The 20,316-nt window shown below is 29.7% G+C and carries 35 protein-coding genes; 4 read left to right on the plus strand and 31 right to left on the minus strand.

The features are described 5' to 3' along the window. The first annotated feature begins 192 nt into the window (after positions 1–192). Positions 193–702, plus strand: a complete 510-nt coding sequence (locus STERM_RS12300) for a DUF4189 domain-containing protein (protein WP_012861946.1) — start codon at positions 193–195, stop codon at positions 700–702. Between the two features lie 56 nt (positions 703–758). Here STERM_RS12300 and STERM_RS12305 read toward each other — a convergent pair whose 3' ends face one another. The 31 genes from STERM_RS12305 to STERM_RS21300 form a co-directional block, all read right to left on the minus strand. Then, positions 759–1,130 (minus strand): hypothetical protein, encoded by a 372-nt coding sequence (locus STERM_RS12305; RefSeq protein ID WP_012861947.1) that lies wholly within the window; start codon positions 1,128–1,130, stop codon positions 759–761. 401 nt (positions 1,131–1,531) lie between these two features. Next, entirely contained in the window at positions 1,532–1,825 is a 294-nt protein-coding gene (locus tag STERM_RS12310) for a hypothetical protein (protein ID WP_012861948.1), read from the minus strand. 28 nt (positions 1,826–1,853) lie between these two features. Next, a complete protein-coding gene (locus STERM_RS12315) occupies positions 1,854–2,396 on the minus strand; it encodes an SUKH-3 domain-containing protein (protein ID WP_012861949.1) in 543 nt (180 codons plus the stop codon). A gap of 1 nt (position 2,397) precedes the next feature. Further along, the gene (locus STERM_RS12320) at positions 2,398–3,897 is read right to left on the minus strand and encodes a DUF4280 domain-containing protein (protein WP_041309966.1); all 1,500 of its coding nucleotides are present in this window, start codon (positions 3,895–3,897) and stop codon (positions 2,398–2,400) included. Positions 3,898–4,164: 267 nt separating this feature from the next. Next, positions 4,165–4,701, minus strand: coding sequence for a hypothetical protein (locus STERM_RS12325; protein ID WP_012861951.1), 537 nt, complete (start codon positions 4,699–4,701; stop codon positions 4,165–4,167). A gap of 15 nt (positions 4,702–4,716) precedes the next feature. Next, positions 4,717–5,037: a hypothetical protein gene (locus STERM_RS12330; protein ID WP_012861952.1), complete on the minus strand. Its 321-nt coding sequence runs from the start codon at positions 5,035–5,037 to the stop codon at positions 4,717–4,719. 20 nt (positions 5,038–5,057) lie between these two features. Further along, on the minus strand, positions 5,058–5,486 hold the full coding sequence (locus STERM_RS12335) for a M15 family metallopeptidase (RefSeq protein WP_012861953.1): 429 nt from the start codon (positions 5,484–5,486) through the stop codon (positions 5,058–5,060). A 3-nt stretch (positions 5,487–5,489) separates the two neighbouring features. After that, a complete protein-coding gene (locus tag STERM_RS22770; protein ID WP_115388793.1) occupies positions 5,490–5,717 on the minus strand; it encodes a hypothetical protein in 228 nt (75 codons plus the stop codon). Then, positions 5,686–5,832: a hypothetical protein gene (locus STERM_RS22200; RefSeq protein ID WP_169305405.1), complete on the minus strand. Its 147-nt coding sequence runs from the start codon at positions 5,830–5,832 to the stop codon at positions 5,686–5,688. The genes STERM_RS22770 and STERM_RS22200 overlap by 32 nt, the downstream gene beginning before the upstream one ends. Continuing rightward, positions 5,816–5,968: a hypothetical protein gene (locus STERM_RS22205; RefSeq protein ID WP_012861955.1), complete on the minus strand. Its 153-nt coding sequence runs from the start codon at positions 5,966–5,968 to the stop codon at positions 5,816–5,818. The genes STERM_RS22200 and STERM_RS22205 overlap by 17 nt, the downstream gene beginning before the upstream one ends. A gap of 8 nt (positions 5,969–5,976) precedes the next feature. After that, complete coding sequence (locus tag STERM_RS21290) at positions 5,977–7,065, minus strand: phage tail-collar fiber domain-containing protein (RefSeq protein ID WP_012861956.1); 1,089 nt, start codon at positions 7,063–7,065, stop codon at positions 5,977–5,979. Positions 7,066–7,078: 13 nt separating this feature from the next. After that, complete coding sequence (locus tag STERM_RS12345; RefSeq protein ID WP_012861957.1) at positions 7,079–7,720, minus strand: phage tail protein; 642 nt, start codon at positions 7,718–7,720, stop codon at positions 7,079–7,081. Next, positions 7,717–8,025, minus strand: a complete 309-nt coding sequence (locus STERM_RS12350; protein WP_169305406.1) for a baseplate J/gp47 family protein — start codon at positions 8,023–8,025, stop codon at positions 7,717–7,719. Before STERM_RS12350 ends, STERM_RS12345 begins: the two co-directional genes overlap by 4 nt. 32 nt (positions 8,026–8,057) lie before the next feature. Then, the gene (locus STERM_RS12355) at positions 8,058–8,795 is read right to left on the minus strand and encodes a phage portal protein (RefSeq protein WP_012861959.1); all 738 of its coding nucleotides are present in this window, start codon (positions 8,793–8,795) and stop codon (positions 8,058–8,060) included. Positions 8,796–8,809: 14 nt separating this feature from the next. Next, positions 8,810–9,034 (minus strand): DUF6148 family protein, encoded by a 225-nt coding sequence (locus STERM_RS12360; protein ID WP_012861960.1) that lies wholly within the window; start codon positions 9,032–9,034, stop codon positions 8,810–8,812. Then, positions 9,034–10,848 carry a phage terminase large subunit family protein gene (locus tag STERM_RS12365; RefSeq protein ID WP_012861961.1) on the minus strand — a complete coding sequence of 605 codons (1,815 nt, stop codon included), beginning with the start codon at positions 10,846–10,848 and terminating at the stop codon, positions 9,034–9,036. Before STERM_RS12365 ends, STERM_RS12360 begins: the two co-directional genes overlap by 1 nt. Positions 10,849–10,945: 97 nt before the next feature. Beyond that, positions 10,946–11,095: a hypothetical protein gene (locus tag STERM_RS22210; protein ID WP_012861963.1), complete on the minus strand. Its 150-nt coding sequence runs from the start codon at positions 11,093–11,095 to the stop codon at positions 10,946–10,948. A gap of 26 nt (positions 11,096–11,121) precedes the next feature. Further along, positions 11,122–11,541 carry a hypothetical protein gene (locus STERM_RS12370; protein WP_012861964.1) on the minus strand — a complete coding sequence of 140 codons (420 nt, stop codon included), beginning with the start codon at positions 11,539–11,541 and terminating at the stop codon, positions 11,122–11,124. Between the two features lie 130 nt (positions 11,542–11,671). After that, on the minus strand, positions 11,672–12,091 hold the full coding sequence (locus STERM_RS12375) for a hypothetical protein (RefSeq protein WP_012861965.1): 420 nt from the start codon (positions 12,089–12,091) through the stop codon (positions 11,672–11,674). A 271-nt stretch (positions 12,092–12,362) separates the two neighbouring features. Then, the gene (locus tag STERM_RS12380; protein ID WP_012861966.1) at positions 12,363–12,872 is read right to left on the minus strand and encodes a hypothetical protein; all 510 of its coding nucleotides are present in this window, start codon (positions 12,870–12,872) and stop codon (positions 12,363–12,365) included. Between the two features lie 52 nt (positions 12,873–12,924). Beyond that, a complete protein-coding gene (locus STERM_RS21735) occupies positions 12,925–13,098 on the minus strand; it encodes a helix-turn-helix transcriptional regulator (RefSeq protein ID WP_012861967.1) in 174 nt (57 codons plus the stop codon). Between the two features lie 11 nt (positions 13,099–13,109). After that, on the minus strand, positions 13,110–13,295 hold the full coding sequence (locus STERM_RS12385; protein WP_012861968.1) for a hypothetical protein: 186 nt from the start codon (positions 13,293–13,295) through the stop codon (positions 13,110–13,112). 83 nt (positions 13,296–13,378) lie between these two features. Beyond that, positions 13,379–13,666, minus strand: a complete 288-nt coding sequence (locus STERM_RS12390) for a hypothetical protein (RefSeq protein ID WP_012861969.1) — start codon at positions 13,664–13,666, stop codon at positions 13,379–13,381. A gap of 71 nt (positions 13,667–13,737) precedes the next feature. Continuing rightward, on the minus strand, positions 13,738–13,911 hold the full coding sequence (locus STERM_RS22215; RefSeq protein WP_012861970.1) for a hypothetical protein: 174 nt from the start codon (positions 13,909–13,911) through the stop codon (positions 13,738–13,740). Positions 13,912–13,984: 73 nt separating this feature from the next. After that, positions 13,985–14,881: a DKNYY domain-containing protein gene (locus STERM_RS12395; RefSeq protein ID WP_012861971.1), complete on the minus strand. Its 897-nt coding sequence runs from the start codon at positions 14,879–14,881 to the stop codon at positions 13,985–13,987. Positions 14,882–15,076: 195 nt separating this feature from the next. Further along, positions 15,077–15,712 (minus strand): hypothetical protein, encoded by a 636-nt coding sequence (locus tag STERM_RS12400; protein ID WP_012861972.1) that lies wholly within the window; start codon positions 15,710–15,712, stop codon positions 15,077–15,079. Positions 15,713–15,809: 97 nt separating this feature from the next. Next, positions 15,810–16,070 carry a hypothetical protein gene (locus tag STERM_RS12405; protein ID WP_012861973.1) on the minus strand — a complete coding sequence of 87 codons (261 nt, stop codon included), beginning with the start codon at positions 16,068–16,070 and terminating at the stop codon, positions 15,810–15,812. Between the two features lie 53 nt (positions 16,071–16,123). Further along, positions 16,124–16,534 (minus strand): hypothetical protein, encoded by a 411-nt coding sequence (locus tag STERM_RS12410; RefSeq protein WP_012861974.1) that lies wholly within the window; start codon positions 16,532–16,534, stop codon positions 16,124–16,126. A 20-nt stretch (positions 16,535–16,554) separates the two neighbouring features. Then, positions 16,555–16,719, minus strand: a complete 165-nt coding sequence (locus STERM_RS22220) for a hypothetical protein (protein ID WP_012861975.1) — start codon at positions 16,717–16,719, stop codon at positions 16,555–16,557. Between the two features lie 4 nt (positions 16,720–16,723). Next, positions 16,724–17,833, minus strand: a complete 1,110-nt coding sequence (locus STERM_RS21295; protein ID WP_012861976.1) for a replicative DNA helicase — start codon at positions 17,831–17,833, stop codon at positions 16,724–16,726. Positions 17,834–17,909: 76 nt separating this feature from the next. Continuing rightward, entirely contained in the window at positions 17,910–18,650 is a 741-nt protein-coding gene (locus STERM_RS21300; protein WP_012861977.1) for a helix-turn-helix domain-containing protein, read from the minus strand. Positions 18,651–18,841: 191 nt separating this feature from the next. Here STERM_RS21300 and STERM_RS12425 point away from each other — a divergent pair, with 191 nt between their 5' ends. The 3 genes from STERM_RS12425 to STERM_RS12430 all read left to right on the plus strand — a co-directional run bounded on the left by STERM_RS12425 (position 18,842) and on the right by STERM_RS12430 (position 20,280). Then, positions 18,842–19,177, plus strand: coding sequence for a hypothetical protein (locus tag STERM_RS12425; RefSeq protein ID WP_012861978.1), 336 nt, complete (start codon positions 18,842–18,844; stop codon positions 19,175–19,177). 170 nt (positions 19,178–19,347) lie between these two features. Next, the gene (locus STERM_RS22710; protein ID WP_256595014.1) at positions 19,348–19,713 is read left to right on the plus strand and encodes an ImmA/IrrE family metallo-endopeptidase; all 366 of its coding nucleotides are present in this window, start codon (positions 19,348–19,350) and stop codon (positions 19,711–19,713) included. An 18-nt stretch (positions 19,714–19,731) separates the two neighbouring features. Next, positions 19,732–20,280, plus strand: a complete 549-nt coding sequence (locus tag STERM_RS12430) for a hypothetical protein (RefSeq protein WP_012861979.1) — start codon at positions 19,732–19,734, stop codon at positions 20,278–20,280. Positions 20,281–20,316: the final 36 nt, after the last annotated feature.

Below are 20,316 nucleotides of genomic sequence, written 5' to 3' on the forward strand. Positions count from 1 at the left end.
ACACTCCCTTTAAATCCTTTTAAAATTAAATATACACTATTTATACAAAGTAGAAAAGATCCATTCAATTTGTCCTCTAACTTAATATTTTAATCTTTTTCCATTAATTTATATATTGTTTTTTTCATCTAATAAATTATAATTTATTCATGATTCAAAGAGGAATTAAATTTATTCAAATGAGAAAAATATATGAAAAAATTATTGTTTTTTATTTTAATATTATTTGGCGTTCTTAGCGTGCAATCTTTAGCTAATGGCTGCAGTGCTCAAATATGTACATGTCCTGGTGGTGGCTATGTTACTACTGGTCAATATTGTCCTGTTTATAATAATAATACACCTAGTCAGCCAGTTTTAACCAAATGGTATGCTTTTTCTTATGACAAAAATAAAAACATTTATGGAGTCGGTACTGGTTATGATAAAAAAACAGCACAAAATGAAGCTTTAAAAAATTGCGGAACATCTGAGTGTAAAATTGAAAAATCACAAAAAATCCCTGGTGGCATTTCTCTTGCGGCAGTTTCATCCAACGGTGTAATGGTAACATATTCATCATTCGGAAGTTCTACTTGGGAACAATATGAGAAAAGAATTGATAACTTAATCAAAAAATGTAAAGCTAAAGGCGGTTCAAATTGTAAACTTGTATTTGATTCTGCTTATCTCTATCGAAAAGATAAAAATTTAGGTTACTAAATAATAATGTCTGTACTTGATAGATACAGACATTATTATTTTAAAAAAGAACCTAATTATTCAGGTTCAAAATATTTTGTTTTTTTCACTATAGCCATCAGAATAAAACATAGAATTGCAGGAATTAAAATAGGGTCTAAAGATTTTGAGCTATCTAATAAATCAGTAGTTTTAGCTACAACATAATATACAAGCAACATTGCTATAATCAAAACCCTATATAATATATAACCATATTTTTTTCTTAATAATATTAGAATTCCTGAAACAAAACATAATAGGCCAAACAAAAACTCTATAAAAAAATAAAGCATATAATTTATTCCTACCCCTTTCGTAAAAAAATATACTATCAAAGCTCCCATTTTTATCAATGCAAATAATAAAATCAACACAGTTATTACTATTAATGGTGTAGGTCTTTTCATCCATTCCCTCCTTTTTTATCAATTATATCTTATTTTTAAAGATATTAAAAGAACCTTCTCAGGTTCTTAAAATAATTCTTTTTAAATCTGTCACAGCTCTTTCTTCGAACTGCTCCATCTCTATTTCTATATTTTTTTACTCTCATCAAGTTTTTCTGATATTATAAAGTTAATTAACTTGAATATTTTTTTACTCGGCTACCTCAAAAATATATATTAAAAAGGGACTGCATTAAAATAGAATTATACATAAATCAGTAACAAGATATTGATAAATTTATTTTTTTAATTACTATATCTTGTATCAGCATTAAAAAACATATCTATTTTGATACAGCCCCTTTCTTTATTAAGCCTATTATTTCAACCTATTTCTAGCTTTATATCTTGCCCACCAATTCTCAAGGATGTACCTTAATATAATTAGGAACAATACTATTTATTACTTCAATATCACTTTCAAAGGATAGTGCCTTAGCTCCTTCTGGGATTAAAACTCTACTAATATGTATTCCATGATTACAATAATTACACCATACCTGCAAGTATCCAACTTTTGATTTAAAATTCCCTATATACAAATAATCGATATCTTTATGACCACATCTTGGACATTTTAATTTTTCTGTACTATCAAGATTTTCAGTAACCTTCGCTGCTAATAACAACCAATTTTCAAATGCCTTTTCTGACATCATTTAACTCCATTCTTTACTTAATAGATTACAACTTCATATTTCTCAATCTTTCTTTTATAAATTCTCTATCCAAATCATAATTTTCATCATCATAATCTTCAACCTCTATAATTGGCGAAGTAATCCCATTTTTCAAATTATACAGAACTGTATTCAAATTATTTCCAAATTCTATAACACTTTCATCAAATCCACCGTAAAAAACACCATCTTCTGCTAGAAATACTGTCATCTCTTCTGTTGGAACTTCTGCTATTGGAATCATATTTTTATTAAAATGTATTTCATAATCTCTAACTCTCATTCTAAAAACACTTTCTGCTGCATCTAACGGATACAGCATAAATCTAACTGGTATATTTTTTAAACGGGGGAATTTTTTAACATGTGGATTTTCAAAAGTAATTTCCAAATAAGAAAAATTCTTTAAAAATTTTAATTGCATATCATTACAAACATATCTTATTTTTTCATAATATTCAAGAATATTATGAATGGGAATCTCTCTATTCTCCTGCCATCCACTTTTTTTCAGTGTCTCTAAAATATCTTTATCAAAATTATACATGTTACTTCCTCTCTACGCTAATATCATTTTTATTATAGTACCAATTCCAATATTCTACACCAAATATAAAATGTACTTCGCTATCATACATCAGTACACAATTAGGGCATGGGGCTTTATATGTTCCTTTGACTATATTTACACTATATATAGCAAAATTTTTCCCGCCAGAATTATATCCATTATTTAAAGCACAAAATTCTCCACAATTATCTAGCGTATAATTTGTTAAAGATTCATTGTTTACCTTTTCCATAAATTTACTCATTTTTGCATTATACGGTTTTAATCTTGTTGGATTATTATTTTTTCCACTTACACCATAGTAAATTTCATCTGTATCAAGGTCAATAGCAACTGTTAAGGATTTTGCGGGAAGCCTTCCGCCAGTTGTCTTTCTTATTTTGCCATCTACAATATCTTGAGCTATTTCTATCGCTGTATTTTTTACTAATTCTTCTTGCCTTAAAGTCGGTTTTTTTACTTCTTTTTCCTTGATTCCAGTTTTAACTTTTCCTTTTCCTGCCATATCTATAGCTTTAACCATTTGATAATATCCATAAACCTCGTTATATGCTGACATCCCGTCATTCGCCGTTTTCCTTAACATATATGCCGCTTTTCCATCATCACTTAATGAATTTACTATCTGAGCTGATTCCATTGGGTCATAATTTGTATACCCTCCTGAATATGCTGCTTGCAATGGATGATAACCTAACACCCCAGGAAGCATTTTTTTGTTTTGACAATCCATTCCTTTTTCCCAAAGCTCTGTTATTCCTTCTTTACTTGTTCCCCTGCTAAAGAAATCACCTATTGTCATATCAGGTAGTACTGAACGGATATCCCTTACTTTTGTTTCTATATAATAACCTGCTGCAAATAAAGGATTTGTTAAAGCCATTAATCCTGATATCTTTCGCGGTCCCAGATCTACTTTATTAGGATTTTCCTGCATTTTAGCATAAACATCTCTTAAATTCACATTTTTAATATCCTGCCAGTTATTAGATTCATAGATTGCTTTGCTCCTCTGTAACTGTGCCAGTTCTTCCCTTGGGTTATAGCCTGTCTGCATATGCATATAAGAATTTCCTGTATTATTTCTTTCCATATCGCGAACTGCATTTTTTAATCTGTTTTCCTCATTTGCATAATATTCTGTCATTGCCCCGTCAAACATTCCTATCAAAGACTTTACAGCCATATCAGATAAACCTTCTATACTATCTTTCATCTGCTCCACTGTGTCTGCAAAATCTCCAAATAATTCTGTCATTGCTGAAGCATAATCAATCTGTTTACTGTCTGATACTGTTATCTTCCCGCCATACGGGCAAAAACAATAACTATCCTCAAGTAATGCCTCACTTCCTGCAAATATTACTTTTGAATAAGTCTCAAACCAAATTAAAAACTGACCATATAAATCTGATTCCATTTTACATTTTCCCATAACACTACAGCTGCCAAATGATTTTATATGTTTTCCTGCCACATTATCTGCCTGACTTGCTACATGATAACCCTGTAATTTAATATTTTCTTAGGAGATACTTCAAACTTACTTTCAAATTCTCCTTTATCGCAAGTAAGCTCACTTTCAAGAATTAAATACTCCTTATTTTCCCTGCTAATTTAAATACACCCCTCCCTATTAAAACTTCTCAATCATAAATTAATATAACATAAAATAATAATAATTACAAGAAAAAAGAACCCTCACAGGTTCTCAAAATATTTTATTTAATTGATTTATTGTTTCTTATTCAAATAGTTCCATTTCTCTATTTGTTACACTTTTCAGATTCTCATAATCAATACTTTCTCTTGCCAGTTCTTCTGAAAATACTTTTTTTATTTTACTTATATGGTATGTCAGGTTTTTTTCTGTTATACTTCTAAACTGATTTACATTATTGTAAGTAGTTAGACTGATCAGAGCTTCCCGTTTTTCATTTACCTGAGCCAATCCTCTATTCAGTATATTATTTTCAATATATCCTTCGTAGTATTCAGCAAGTTGATTCTTTTCTATTTTGTTATATATGTAACTCTGTTCTTTATTCCGTATATCTGATATATAAATCTCTAATACATTTTTTAATGCCTCATCAGATATATAACCTTTTGTATTCCGGTCTATATTAATTAGAGTTTTATTTATCCTGTTAAACTGAATCCATAAGAATGGCATTACTAATATTATGAATACTACTGCTATTAATGTAGCCGTTCCTTCTCTTGCTGCTATTTGTGTCAATCTTTCTACTTCTTCTATATTTATTTGTGTTGGATTCATGACTCCCCCTGTATATTATATTCCTATTGCTTTTTTCTCATCTGAAAATATGCTTTCCAATAACTCTCTCAGATTCAGTATTCCTTTAATTTCAGTAAATACCCCACCAAAGATATCTTCTGAAAAATCTTCTATAAAATTAGGAATAAACTTATTATCCTTTGATTTTGCCGATTTAATGAACTTTTCTATATTATCCCATACATGTTCGTCAAGAATGTTTTGAAGCTTATCTGCTCCGGCTTTTCCTTTACTTACAATTTCTTCTTCCAAAATTCTTTTTCTTATCCATTCGTTGATTTTTCCTACAATATACATCTTTGCCATTAGTTCCATAATTTTCACTCTCCTATAATTTATTTTTTTAGTTCAAAATGTGGTGGATCAAAAGGACTTTTCCAATATCCTCCACATTCTACTTTTATTCCCAATCTTTTAGCAGTACTTAATATATGCTCTGCTATTGCATTTGTTTCTTTTTTGTATCTCTCATATTCCACCCTTACACTTCCATTTATATATGGATAAAGGTCTACTGCATAACCATAAGCATCTGATTTTGCCTGATGATTTGACTTTTTATTATATCCATCTAGGCTTGTTACCTTTATTCCCGGTTTCGCTCTTCCTTGCTGATATAGTTCGTTCTGTCTCTTTGCTGTTCTCAGTCCTTCAGTAATGGTAAAATCATACGGGCTATCTTTTATTGATTCATTCATGAGCCTTACCATATTAGGATGAACTCCTTTTAGATTATTCAATGATCTACTTCCGAATTTATACATATTTTATCCCTCCAGTTCTTCATATCTTTTATATTTATTTTCTATTTTCTCATTAAGTTTCTCTATCTCTTCATTAAGCTGCTTTTCTCTCATTTTAAGTTTTCTTGCTGTTGCTTTGTCCAGTTCATCATATAGTCCCGATATCTCCCCTTCTAAAGTTCCAATTTCTTCTTCTAAGGCATTTATTTCTAATTCCTGATCATAAATTAGTATCCCAGAAATGGAAATTATTAGGCTTTTCTACCATGATAATTTCATTATCTTTGATACATTCGCCATCTTGCAGTTCTTCTAATTTCTCATTTATTCTGTCAAGTCTTATCATTGATCTAATCTCCCTCAACAATTGCTTTTTCGCCCAAATACTCATTAGATATAAATATATTTTCTGAAAACTCTTGCTTAAATTCTTTATCTGTTCCAGTTTGTTGTGTAGATATCAAAATACCTTTTTTATCATATATATAATACATTTCTCCCATTCCTTTCCTTAGACTTTTACTAATTTTATACTTACCGTTCCCGAATGCAGATGATATAAAGTAGATTCCACAGGGGTATTAGCTTCCCCAGCCCAAAAAACCCAATTCGGATTGACGTATAAGCCAAAGCAGCTTAAAACCCTGTAGTCTGGCGGTTGAAATACTTTAAAATCAGAAATAATTGTTGCTGGTCCGTATCCATAGCCAAACACCTTACAAAAGTTACTTAATATGGCTAATAGGCTTTGAATCGAATATGTTATTTCTTGCTTATCAATGTGTACACAAAGAATGCTTTCTTTTAAATTTAATGATATTGTGTACGGACCATCTGTATAGACTATATCAGAATTATTGGCGTTACTGACATCAACAAAATTAGCTATTGAGGGTGTTATAAATCCACTTTCTTTTATATCACTGTTCAAAGCTTTATAAGGAATATATATTTCTTTTACATTGTCCCAGTAATAATATACTTTCTTTGCTTCTATACTTGTTAAGTCACTTCCAAACTTTCCGCCATATTCAGCCCCCAGAACATATGCAGTTTTACCTTCTCTAATATCCAGACCTGACGTTATACCTCTACCACTTTCAGTAGCAATCTGATCTTTCCCTACATATTTTTCAGCAGCTTCTTCCTTTGTTATATAAGTCATACTTGGATCAATCACAGCAGTTATATTTTGTGCCTGATCCACTATGATAATATTATTATATTCAAACTCTACAGCATTTGAACTATTAAAAGCCGGAAAATAATCTGCTTCTATTGCTTTATTGTATGCATATAATATTTCTATATTATTAGCACCATGAGCAAAAACTCCTATTTCTCTGATGTAATATCCTGTAGTCGTGCTTTGATTATTTATTATTGCTTTTAACACCACTTGACCATTTCCCTGATTTGTTATCTGATTTATATTAAAATCATCTTTTTTACTTACTAATGCAGTTAATGTTTTTATATCTCCGGTAAAAGTTCCATCTCCTACTTCCATTTTTGTAAAAGTAAGCTGCTCCCCTTCCACTGCTTTTGCCAATAATTCCCTTCCCTTGTTAGTAAGAATAAACCCGTTAAAACTTGCCATTATCTGCTCCTTTCTATTTCAATCTTATTTTTCTTAATTCTTGTGTTGCTATTCCTAGATTATTTTCTATTACTTCATCCGGAATATTTATAATTGCACTATTCAAAATATATACATTTTTTCTTTTTGAGATATGACCAAAATATAAGTTACTTTGATCATCTCTTTTAAACGTAAGGCTATCCAGCCATGATCTTAGATTTTTATAAATATTTATTACTTCTATTACTTTTTGAAAATCTTTTTCATCTTTAAGATCTCCTGCTGTTGTAATTTTAAACCTTGCTACTTGTCCGGAATATTCAAACCACTCTTGTACCTTTCCTGCTCCAAATAATATAGTTGATATCATTTCTACTGCAAACGGTGTCCCTTTTGTCCTGTGGGTAAGAAGGGAAGTTTTGATAAGTTCTCTTTTCTGTTCAATATCTAAGTCTTCCCGATAATAATCTACATGTAAATCAAGGGCGAGTTCATCGACTTTCCATTCTTCCAGTTCATTTATTCTGTCTAAAAGTATTACTTCAGGAATGTTTGCAATAAATTTTCTTAATATATGATCTATAGATTTTAATATATACAAAGTGTCTTCATCATCTTTAAAGTTAAAAGGTATTAAGTCTAATAAACTTACATCAGAAATAAACTTTTTCATTCTTGCTCAGTCCCTTCTGATTTTATAATATAAGGTTCCTTAGCTACAGCAATCGTATTTTCTGCTATTTCTGTAAATACTGGGTTGGTTATAGTTACTCTTTTTACTCCTGCCACTTTAAGTCTATGAATAAGTTCATCTGTATTTATATCCCGTCCTAATTTAGCCTTCTGCCAATCTACCCATTCCTGAACAGCTGCATTAACATTATTTCCTATTTCAGATGATCTGCTTTCATCAGACTTTTCTATATAATATTTTATTTCAACATTATATTCCTTTATATCCGGCTCTTTGATGTTCACAAGATCAGTCAATGGTCTTATTTCTCTATCATTTAAAGTATGTGGATTAAATTAAGTTGTCCTTCTTCTCCATATCTTTTAATGTCTTTTACTTCTTCATTCCCTGAAAAGTCTGTATCTAATGGGTGTTTATTAGTTATTCTGTATGATTTTACCCTACCATTGCTGTCAAATTTCACTCCTTCCGTATACTCTTTCTCTTTTCCCAATGGTGTAAATATCCTATCGGGCTCTATTATCTGCAATTTTAAAGCATAGGGATTTTTTTCTGTTTTAAAATAATTAAGCTTTATAAAACATTCTCCGTTCAACAAAGTTGTTAAAAATACTAATTCTTGTACCTGATAAAAATTTAAAACTCCCTGTTGGTCTACTTTACTCTCAGCCCAATAGTTAAATTCTTTTTCAATTTTTTGTTGTATAATTTGAGATTTCTCTCTTGTCAAACCTAAACTTTCAAAATCTAATGTCGATTTTAACTTTAAACCCGATCCTATTACATTTTTAACTATTGTTTTCAAAGCACCTGTTGCCAAAGGTGCCCCCATATATAAATCTCTGGATCTCTGTACTAATATATTTCTATTCTTATATACATCTTGCTTTACAGACCCTCCTCGAAAAAACCAACCTATCACTGATTTTTTAAAAGTGTTGGCACCATGATTTGAGTACCCAGTATTAAATACATCAATAGCTTTTCTCGCAGTTATTCTCTCTAGACCTTTTTTGGGACTTATTATTGATACTGCTTTATCGATAACATTCAATCATACTCTCCTTTCTACAGATCTCTTGGAACTGCCCTTAATGATTTATACCTTTTCCCTCCATTTTTGGCTTTTTCCAACTCATTTTCCCAGTAAGTTATCATTTTCCGTACTTGTGATAGATTTACCCTTGTTAATTCCTGTGTTCCCATTTTATAACTTTGGCTAGTCGCCAACGCTTCTTCTGCTTCTAGCCACATATCTAAACGACGTTTACAAAATTCTATACTGTGCACCATTAAACCATCACTCCTTTCGATAATATTCTTCTTGTTTTTACTTTAGCTACTACTTTTCTAGTATTGTAATAATCTCCTCTTGGCAGTTGATATAATCTCTCCAGTTGCGGACTCAATATATCAAACGCTGCCATCGCATAGTTTCTACAATCCAAAGCCTCGTTATTTTTTCTTAATTTTTTCCATATTATTTTCCCATTGTCCTGTATTATCATTTTTTCTGATGTCAGCGATAAGAAATACTCCGCATTATATTTCTTTTCTTCCTCAATCGGAAAGTGACAATATTTCGGTCCGGGATTTTCTATACTAAGTCTTGAATATACATTTGCTTTCCCGCCGTCAACTCCTACCATAAACAGATTAACTCCTGCCTTATTATTTTTACTTGGCTTACTTGTTAACGGTATTCTTTCACCGCCTTTTCCTTTTATCGCAAACCAACGTTTAAATTCATTAGGTTTCACAAATTTATATACACTATCAGTGTTATGACCTCCTGAATCAATACATACACAAGATATTGTTATTTCTGTTCCATTAGAATATTTAAATTTTTTATCAAGGAACATTTCCAATTCTTTCCATACATGATCCTGTGCTGGATCTCCTACAAATACTGCATATTGTATCCCCCAAGATTCCTGTCCTAACCCCCAACCGACAACTTCTACTTCAAGTCTATTACCCTGAGTATCCACCCCTGCTGTCAGTACAAGCACATCATCAGGAACCTCGCAGCCATAGTGTTCTCTGTTTTTCAAAAGAACCATATCATCAACAGTTTTCCCTCTGGCCCCCCATACTTCTCCTAGCGATGTATTTACGAATGTTTGTAATAATAACTGATCATCTTTAGCAGTTAGAAAATCCTCGATTATTTCCTGCCAAGTTCTCCATGGTGAAACAAGCTCATTTAGGTGAAATCCTCTTGTAGTTCCTTGGTATTCAGTATTTGTAACTAGCCATTTCCCCATTCCTTTTTTCCACTCTTTTTCTGTACTCATTACCCCACATTTACTACAAGTCATAGTAATCGGCTGATAATCAGCAGCTGTAGGATCAAAATTTAAAGATTCTTTGAATTTAGGTATGTGGTAATCCCCACAAGCAGGACATTTTAAAGACCATTCCTCCATAGTAGAATTTTTAAACTCTTTTTCTATCCTCGAAATACCCGCAATTGTTGGAGTGGAAACATACACTAATTTCATAGTTTTTGTGTATGCTGTCGTTTTCTTTTCAGCGAGTCTTACAGGATCACCTTCACCTCCAACAGATGCAGGAAATCTGTCTACTTCATCTAAAACTAACACTTTTATTGATCTTGATGATAAATCTGATGTTGAATTCGCTCCTGCTAATGTTAAACTTCCTCCGGGAAAACTTTTATACAATGTTGTATTTCCTGAATCTCTTGCTTTTTCATCCAAAACTTTATTTCTTATTCGCTTATTTACTTTTATCATTGGTGTAAGTCTGTCTTTCGAAAATACTTTTAAGAGCTTGTCTACAGGCATGACCATCATCATAGGGCAAGCTTTGTGATCAATATAATAAGCTATTATCATAAGTAAAATTAATGTTTTTCCTACTTGTGCCGAACTCATTATTACAACTTTTCTGATGTCTCTATCAGAAACAGCATCCATAATGCCTTTTTGGTAAGGTGCTCTGTCTGGTCTCCATCTTCCGGGTTCTGCTGATGACTCACTTGTTAAAACCATATATTCTTCAGCATATTCACTTATTGTCAGTTTCGGAGGTGGTTCCAGCAATTTAAGTGTTTTATTCAGTGATCTCAGAATTTTCATTGTCCTCATCCACGCCGTCGTCATCAATTAAGTCTTTGCTTTTGAATTCTTCCGGATCTACATTCATCAACTCTTCCAATGCCTCTAAAACTTCATTTTAAAGTTCTTCTTCTATTACATTGCTAGTTTCCCCTTCCAGTTTTACCGCCACTTTCGACGGCATTCCTAACAGTTTAGCTTTAAATATTTCTATAAGCTTAGACCAGACTTTTTCTACATCTGCTGCTTCGTATAATTCGCCACGCATTTTCCTTAGTTTTATCTCTTTTTCCTCTATTTATTTGGCTTTATATTCAATATTTTTTTGATATAAAGTTCTTTTAAATTGACAGATTTTGTTTCTCCGTTCTCTTCTTCAAACTCTTCAAAGACATTGTTTATGCTTTCTATATAATTTTTTATACTTGGTATAAATTCATATTCGCCTCTTCGGGCTCTTATTATCAGACCATCTTCTGTCATCTGCTGTATTCTACGTTCTGATAAACTAAGAAAACTTGCTAAATCTGCTAATCGTACAATCTCAGGAATTTTATATCTTTCATACAGAACGAAATCAGTAATATTAGATAACTCATAGCTTCCAGCACTGTTTTTCGTTATTCTTCCTTTATATTCAAGCTCTTGTAATTTTTTATTATACAAATCTAAAAGTCCTGTTAATTCTTTTTTTGTTACTTTTTCTGGCAGCACGTTTTCACCTCGTATAACGAAACGTAATAAAAATTTTTTTTATAAAAAAGTAGTCATATCTTGGGATCGCGAGACCCGCAAGTCATTTAAATCTCTGGAAGTACCTTTCTCATTGCGATTGATCGCATATTCATCCTCCTCGGTACAGTCCATGCTCTTTAAGCTTGTATATCAGTGCTTCGTAGTCCTTGTCTCTTTCACTCCTGCTACCATACCTCAATGTACTCATCCATTGCCCTGTCTGTCCTGCATCTGTCACTATATCCATTACATATCCTTTATCAAGTAATAATGCATATCGATATCCCCTGATGTCTGTAATGTATATCTCTGTATTCTCTACATCATTAAACTTTATGACCACCTCTTCTAATGGATCCTTTTTATTAGATTTAATTTTAAATTCTATCTTTCCAAATAAAACCATTAGAATAAATTCCCAAGATATAACTCCTGTTAAAACAAATATCCACAGATATATCTCTCTTGGGATTGTAAATAAAATACATCCTAATAATACTGTTGTTATTGTTTTATAGAAAAAGTCCATTCAGTTCTCCTTTGATATATAAAATAAAAAAGAGCTAACACATATATAACTACTTTACATAGTTATTCTGTATTAGCTCTCCAGCCTTTCCTGTTAAGTCACTAATTTTAATATTTTATTTTAGATATCCTTCTTTCTTCAAATATTCTTTGCTTAATTTTATATTTTGAATAATTTTTATATTAACTATTTCTCCATCATTTATATCTGTTTATTAAATCATAGTATGCATTTCTTTTGGCTTCCTTTTCATTCAACATCCTACACCTCATTAATATACTTGATATATTTCATTTTTTAATTCTAAATATTTTATTATTTCATCAATTTCTTCTCCATATTTTTTATTTAACATAAATGTTCTAAATGGTTCGTCATCTTCTAGAAAATATATAATCGTATAAATTTGATTATCAGGATTTTTATCTTTCGTATAATCATAGTGAACCATTGATATATTATTATTTTTAAGATCATTGATTCCTAACTTATTAAATAAACTATCTGCGACAAAAGAATTATCTTCTAACTCTTTTAAGAATTTCTCTTTATCTTCTATATTATTTTCTAAAATAAATCCATTTACTAATAAATTTCCGAATTCTTTCATATTAACAATATAAATAATTTTTTTCCATTCTTCATCACAAACTATTTTATCTTGTAATTCCAATTCTTTTACTGAGTTTATAGCTCTCTTCTCTATTAAATTTTTAGTTTCTACAAAATCACATCCATAATTCATACTAAATAAGAATATAAATAAAATAAGTTTCTTCACAATCTCTACCCACCTTTTTTATCCTCTGCCATTTTATATTCTTAGTATAATCTTATTTATTATTTTTTGCAATAGTTTTGCCACCTACTTTTTTATAACAGGCCCGTTTTAAATAACTTTTTACTGCGTTTCTAGTTATAGATAACTTAATAGCTATTTGGTTTTGAGTATATCCTGTCTCTGTCAAATCCAATACTTCCTTTTCTCTGGCACTAAGCTCTTTCATCTTACAATCACCTATTCTTTCCCAAATGCCTTCCCATGAAGTGGGTAGATTTTCTTTATCAATTTTGCTTCCTGTTCCGTCTTTATCTCAAACCAATAAGCTTTTATTATTCCGTCTTCTTCATAATAAATATTATGTTCTATCAATAAATTTTCTAATTTATTTCTTCCGCCTCCAACTCCATGATCTATTCCCATTATAATATTCTACGGCTAACGGCAAATAAGAATTTCCTATTAATCCATCATATTTTTATCCTCCCATACTTCCAGCACTTTTATTATGTGCTAATTGTGCAGGCTTTTTTCTTTAACATCCAGTATATCCATGATTTCATTTCCTGCTGTTTTATTAATTCATGCATTTCTTCCCATATCGGTATTTCATTCTCCATAAAATAATCAAATAAGAATCTTATCAGCCTTTTCTGTCCTTCATAACTAAAAGTAGACAATGCTGTTGTAAATGTTCCTTCTAACTTCAATAATAAATATTGTATTTCTTTTATTGCACTTTCTTCTATTAACTCCAGTTCTTTTTCCAGCTTTTCATCTTCTGATATACTCAAGTTCCTTATATCTTTTATTTGACCCTGCAGACTATTCTTTAAATTAGAAAATGGAGTGTATTCTTTCAGATTTAGTTTATATACTGCCTTTTCAAAAATTCCTTTACTTTTGCTAAATGTAAATCGCTTGTGGGTGGTCTTTTTTTACTATTCAAGCCTCTTATATCTATACCGCGCAAATGATATTCATAACAGTCAAAAAAACAGTGTATTAATCTATTCATTTTCTCATTTCCAAATTGCATATTATCTCTCCTTATTTCGGGTAATAAAAAAACAAGACTATTTTTATATTTAGTCTTGTTTTCTATCAGTTAATTAGTCGATAACCCATCCTTTCACATCACAATTATACTCATATTTTTTATTTTTATCTTCTCCTTTTATACAACTTCCTGTCAGAGCATATTCAAATGTCTTTATATCTACATTTAATTTTTCTCCATTATAATAAAAATCATTTTTATCTCTTGATAAACTTGAATTAAGAACTTCGAATGTCTCTGTATCTACTCCTATTATCTCTTTTTCTTTAAAATAAACACTACTTCTATCAGATATGTATTCACTTCTAAATTCATACTTTTGAGAATCTACTACTTGTGTCGCTAATAGTTTTAGCGTATTCGGATCCGCACCTCTTACTATTACATCTCGATAATAAACATACCTCTTATCTTTTGAATACAAAGAAAAGAATGGATCGCAAGGCTTAAATGTTTTGGGATCAGAGCCATTCAATTTTTGCCCTTGAAAATATACTGACTTCTTATCTTTTGCGTAATTTTTTTCAATTATCTCAAAAGTTTTTACATCTATTCCTATTATTTTTTTATTTTCAAAATATACATTCTTTCTATCTTTTGAATACAAAGAATAACTTAAAGCTTCAAAAGTTTTTGGATCTGCTCCATTTACTAATTTCCCTTCATAATAAACATGATCTTTATCTTTAATATATCCATTATATCGAGCTACTATTTCAATTGATTCTGTATCTGCTCCTATTAAAATGTCATCTTTGTAATATACATTTTTTTTATCTTTCGCATATAAAAAAGGGGTTAGTATCTGGAATGTTTCAATATTTACTTCTTCCATTTTTTTACAAGCAAAATAAATTGAATCACCTCTTTTTTCATAAGTATAACATCCCATTGTTACCGCTACATTCATACTAAATATCAATGTAAAAAATAAAATTATTCTCTTCATTATAACTCCTAATTTTTCTTTAATTATATATAAAATAAAGGAATTTTACAAGACTAAATATTCAATTGTCATTGTCCTTCTGGATTACATACTCCATTCTCCAGTTATTTATGTTTTTTTATTTTTCTATTGCAATAAAAAAACAAGACTGTTTTATATTTAGTCTTGTTTTATAGTTTTTTATTTTATCAGATCTTAGAAACCTTCAAATCCTTCAAACTCTGTAGTAATTTCTAAAAACTTTTCTAAAAGTGGCGTCATTGTAGATATAAGCTCCATATTTACAATATCATCATCATTATCTTCATCTTCTATAAGATCCCATTTCCCATTTACTTTATCCATATATACTTTTATTTCTTTAGTTTCTTTTTTAGATTTATCCATAAGCTTATTTGTTACGTTAATCATAAATTCTTCATCAAAGATATCATCCTCTTCATCTAGAGACTTTATTTTATTTTTAGATGCTTTATAAACTTCTGTAAATATAATACCCATAACGTCATCATTTGGTATATCAGCAAAAGAATTAAATGTTGCTTTTACTGTAAGTGTACTTTTATTTTTACCTTCTTTTACTTCCAAAACCTCATATTTATTTTCTTTAAACCATTGTAAATAGGTGTCCCAGTTTTCATCTTCTAAACTTTCTTTACTAGTCATTAAAGCTCTAGTCATTTCAGGATCGTCTTTATATTTTTCAAAATTATTATTAAAAATAGCATCCATAGTTTTATCAAAAACTCTTTTAGATTCATACTTGTTTAGATTGTTACTATAGACTAAACTTGTTATCATAACCAATAATACTATTAATATTTTTTTCATTTTCATCCTCCATATAAATATTTATACTATTATAACATATTTTCATTCAAGACTAAATATTCACTTGTCATGGTCCACTGTTCCATATTTTATTCTCTTATTCTTCTATTTTTGTATCGGAAGGTATATATTCTTGTCCATTTATTCTTGTTATTTCATCTTGATCAAATATATATTTACTTTCTGTTATTCCATCTGAATATGTAACAAGCATATTGCAATCGTCTTCGTCATTTAATCCTATGTCTATTACTTTCAAAATGTGACTTCTACCTATAGGCCCATAAACCATTTTTATTAAATTATTTGCTTCTTCTGCCAGATTCATTATGCTTTTTCCGGTTTTAACTAATCTCATTCTTCCTCCTGTCAATATCTAATAAGCAAGCAAATTTATGTTCTATTTTTTTCTTAACTCCAGTACAAATCTTTTATTATCAATCCTTTTCTTTTAAAATCTTCTATAGCTTCCTTTACATCCAGAAATGATTTTTTTACTGGTAGATCTACAAAACGTATTAAATATAATTTCCCGTTTACTTCTTCAAATTTGACATCTCCTAGTATTGCATTCACATTTTCCAGTTCCCGCTTATACAATACACGGTCTACTCTCTTTTTTAATTTCAAAGTTGTATCTCCAGCTTTTCCATGAATTTGAATATCTTTATTCCCCTGTCTCAGAACTTCAAGTTCTACTTCTGTTATGCTATAACATACTGGAAAGCTAAGTATATGTATCGTATTCGAACTAATTTCTCTATCTTCTTCTATCGCACTTCTTCCTACTTTTACAATATATAATAAAAATCTTTTTAACATTCTTTTTCTCCTCTCAGTTATTAAAATGGAAAATCATCATCATTTATATCATTGTTATCAGAGCCCCCGGGTTCCCAGTTATGAGGTTCTGTAGCCTTGTCTGTTTTTGGCTTATTTGACTTTGGAAATTCCTTCTGATCTACCAGCACTTTTAATCTACTTCTCTTATTTCCCTCATGATCCACCCATTTATCCTTTTTTATTTTTCCACTTATCTCTATTCCTTTTCCTTGCCTGTTCTATTCCGCCAGAGTCTCTTAAATCTGATAATATTGGTCTTTTATCAGCTCGCTTTTCTACTTCTCTGCTTAGCTGAGCCAATACTACTATGCATGTATTCAGTTCTTTTGATAATGCTTTTAATCTATTCGCCATATATTCAACTTCAAGATTCTTATTTGAAAACCCTCTGGCCTGCATCAAAGTTAAATAATCAATGACTATCAAATTTAAATTATTTTTTTCATGTACTCTTTTGATTCCCTGAATGATAGTATGAAAATTTGTATCTGAACAATCAAGGATACTCAAATTCAATTTTTCAAATTTCTCCAAGTTTTTTATTATTTCTTGTATCTCTGTATCTTCTATTTTTTTATGCTTAATTTTCCATAATGGTACTCCAGACATACTTGCTAATATTCTATTAGTTATCTGCCTTGTACTCATTTCTAAGTTCACATACATAACATTATGATTTATTGAATTTTTATATGCCATATTTAAACCTAAAGCTGTTTTCCCCATAGCTGGTCTGGCACCTATTGTAATTAAACTAGCTTTTTCAAAGAATATATATTTGTCTAATTCACTATAACCGGTTCTTATTCCATCCAGTTCTCTTCTCTCAAGATTTTCCCACCATTCGTTTATGAGTCCCCTCGGACTAAGGATTTTATTATTTTCTTGCTCAAATTCTCCTGCTTCTTCCAAAATTGAAAGTATTTGTTTTCTTTTTCCATCTGTATCAATACTATCAGCAACAAGTGCATCATTTATTTTTTTATCTAAATATAAGTTTTTATATTCTTCTCTCAGAGCTTTTATTGCCGTCGGCATATATACCACTTTATCCGATAGTTCACCAAGTTCTATTTGTTTATCAGACTTCAAATTTAAAAAACTTCGTTCTAATACTCCATGTTTTTCATATATATCCAGCATTTGTTTATATAAGCTTCTATTTTCCCTATTTATAAAATATTTTTCCTTCAGTCCGTTTTCAATAGCACTTTCCAGCATATTAGGAAATACTATCAATTTCCCTAGTATTGGCTTTTCATTCCTTAATTCCGCCATTTTTCCTCCTGCTTAAATGTATTTTTCAAATCCTCGAGTGATATTTCTTTTGAATTTATAACTTCAACTTCTGATCCTATAACTGTTCTTTAAAATCACTGTAGTCTCCATTTAGTGTATTCTTTATCATTCTAAATCCATCATTAGGATTGAAAAAACTACCTATTCCAATTTTATTTTTCCAGTAGCTACTTTTACTAATTTGATCTATTGCATGAATAACCTTACCTATACCAAACTTTTTTATTGCTTTATTAATTTCTTCTATAGGTGAATACTCAAAATTCTTTAGATTTTTTTCTTTCCATATGCTTTCTATTTCTTTAGTTTGAATATTTTCATTCTGAGAATGTCGTCGGTAGTCATATTTTTTTTCTTTATTACTATTATTCTTGTAATATTCATTACTTGTATTATTATTTATTTCCTCCGTCTTTTCGTTGATAGGGGTATCAATATTTTTATTGACAGGCTCGCACTCTTTTGATTGATAGCTATCAATTTTTCCATTTATAGGGTTGCTTATTATATAAATTCTTCTCTCTATTACTTGTTTTGTTGTTTTTCCTTCTTTATCCTTAGCATATATCAATTTTGAATTTATATACCCTAATTTTTCTAACTTATTTATCCAAGAACCTGCTGTATTTTTATGTACTTCATATAATTTAGCAAAATAAGAGTTTTGTGCATTGCAATATCCATTTTTAGTTGAAAGTGCTGTTAATTCCACATACAATATTTTCTCCATTGGTTTTAAGTTTTTATCATACCTCACACTTGCAGGTAATATTCCATAATAATTTGGATTTTCCACTTCAATCACTCCTACTTTATTTTTTCTTAATATAATGTTATAATTAATTATTGAATTTATGTAATATAATTTCTCTGACCTCTTCGGAGGTCTTTTTTTATTTTTCTAAAAAAATAGAATACGTTCTCCAATCCTCTTTCTTTTTTTGAAATTTTATGATATTCTTTAAATTAATAATTTGAGGTGATTTTTTGAAAAAATTTATTTTATTTTTTATTTTTAGCATTTATCTTTTTCCATGTCGTATTTATTTTAATGTTGATTTTGAAATATCTCTCTCAAAATCTGCTTTAGAAAGAGAATATCTTAAAAATTTAATTCTAGATAATAAATATAATGATATTCTAGAATCTTACAAAATTTTAAAAAACTCCAAAGGATTTGGCGATGATAATTATGACCTTTATCTATACGTCTTGGTTAAAAATAAGCGACTAGATTTACTCGAATCTTTATTTTATAAATCTAAATCTAATGCAGGTAAAATATATGCTCTTCGTGGAATTTTTGAACTTGATTCCATATGAAAATCTTGATATTACAAATATACCCTCTGATAAAATTGAAAACTGGCAGTTATATATAAAACAACACCTTCATACTTAATGGGATGGGAAGATGAAATTAGACTGAGAATTAAAAACCTGATCAAAAAATATAACACATCTGATCCTGCTATTTTATTAAAAAACTAGGTATTATAGTACTATATGATGATTTAGGAGACTTAAAAGGATATTATAAACACCCACGAGGTAGAAAAGTAATAGTAGTCAACTCTTTACTCAGTAAATTTGCACAAATAATAGTCCTTGCACATGAACTTGGACATGCTATTTTACATTCAGGTTCTACAGTGGCTTTAATGCATAGACATATATTGCAATATAGTAGCATAATGGAAAATGAAGCTAATAAATTCGCTGCAGAATTATTATTGAATGGATATGATACAGATAATATTGAATACTCCTACTGTTACTGTGATGAGGTATCTAATGATGAAAATGACAGGGTCTTATTAGAAAGATTAAGAGAATTCAAGTTTAGTAATAAATATTAAAATACACAAGGAGGTAACATGAAGAAAATAATAATATTGCTATTTTTATTAATTTTAATGAGTTGTAGCAAAGAATCCGGTTCACAAAAATCATTTGAAAACTTAATGTCAACATTTCAATCCGGCAATGAGGATCAAATAATTAAAATTTCAGAAAGAAATTTTTCTGATAATCCATTTAATCAATATTTTTTTGAGGAAGCTCCGTTTTATCTTCAATCTTTCAAAAAGATAAAATATAAAATAATTGAAGTAAAAGAAGATAAAAATACCGCTACTATAAAATTTTTAATTGAAGCACCAAATTTATCTGAGTATAGTATTGAACCGTATCTAAAATTATCAACGAGTCAATTAACATTTTCAGGTTATAATAAAAAAGAGATACTTTTTCAAGCAACTAATGCTGCTTACTCATCTATTTTAGCTAGAAACGACCTAAAATATATTAAAAAAGAGCTTTCTTTAAATATTGTGAAAAAAAGAGGCAAATGGGTTATAGATGAAAATAGTCCTGATTTTATAGAATTTGTTGCTGTTCTTATTGAGCGAAAAACATCTTTTTAAAATTATTACAGGTTAGATCAAAAAATATAACACATC

The organism is Sebaldella termitidis ATCC 33386, assembly GCF_000024405.1.
In the GTDB taxonomy this organism is placed as follows: Bacteria; Fusobacteriota; Fusobacteriia; order Fusobacteriales; family Leptotrichiaceae; genus Sebaldella; species Sebaldella termitidis.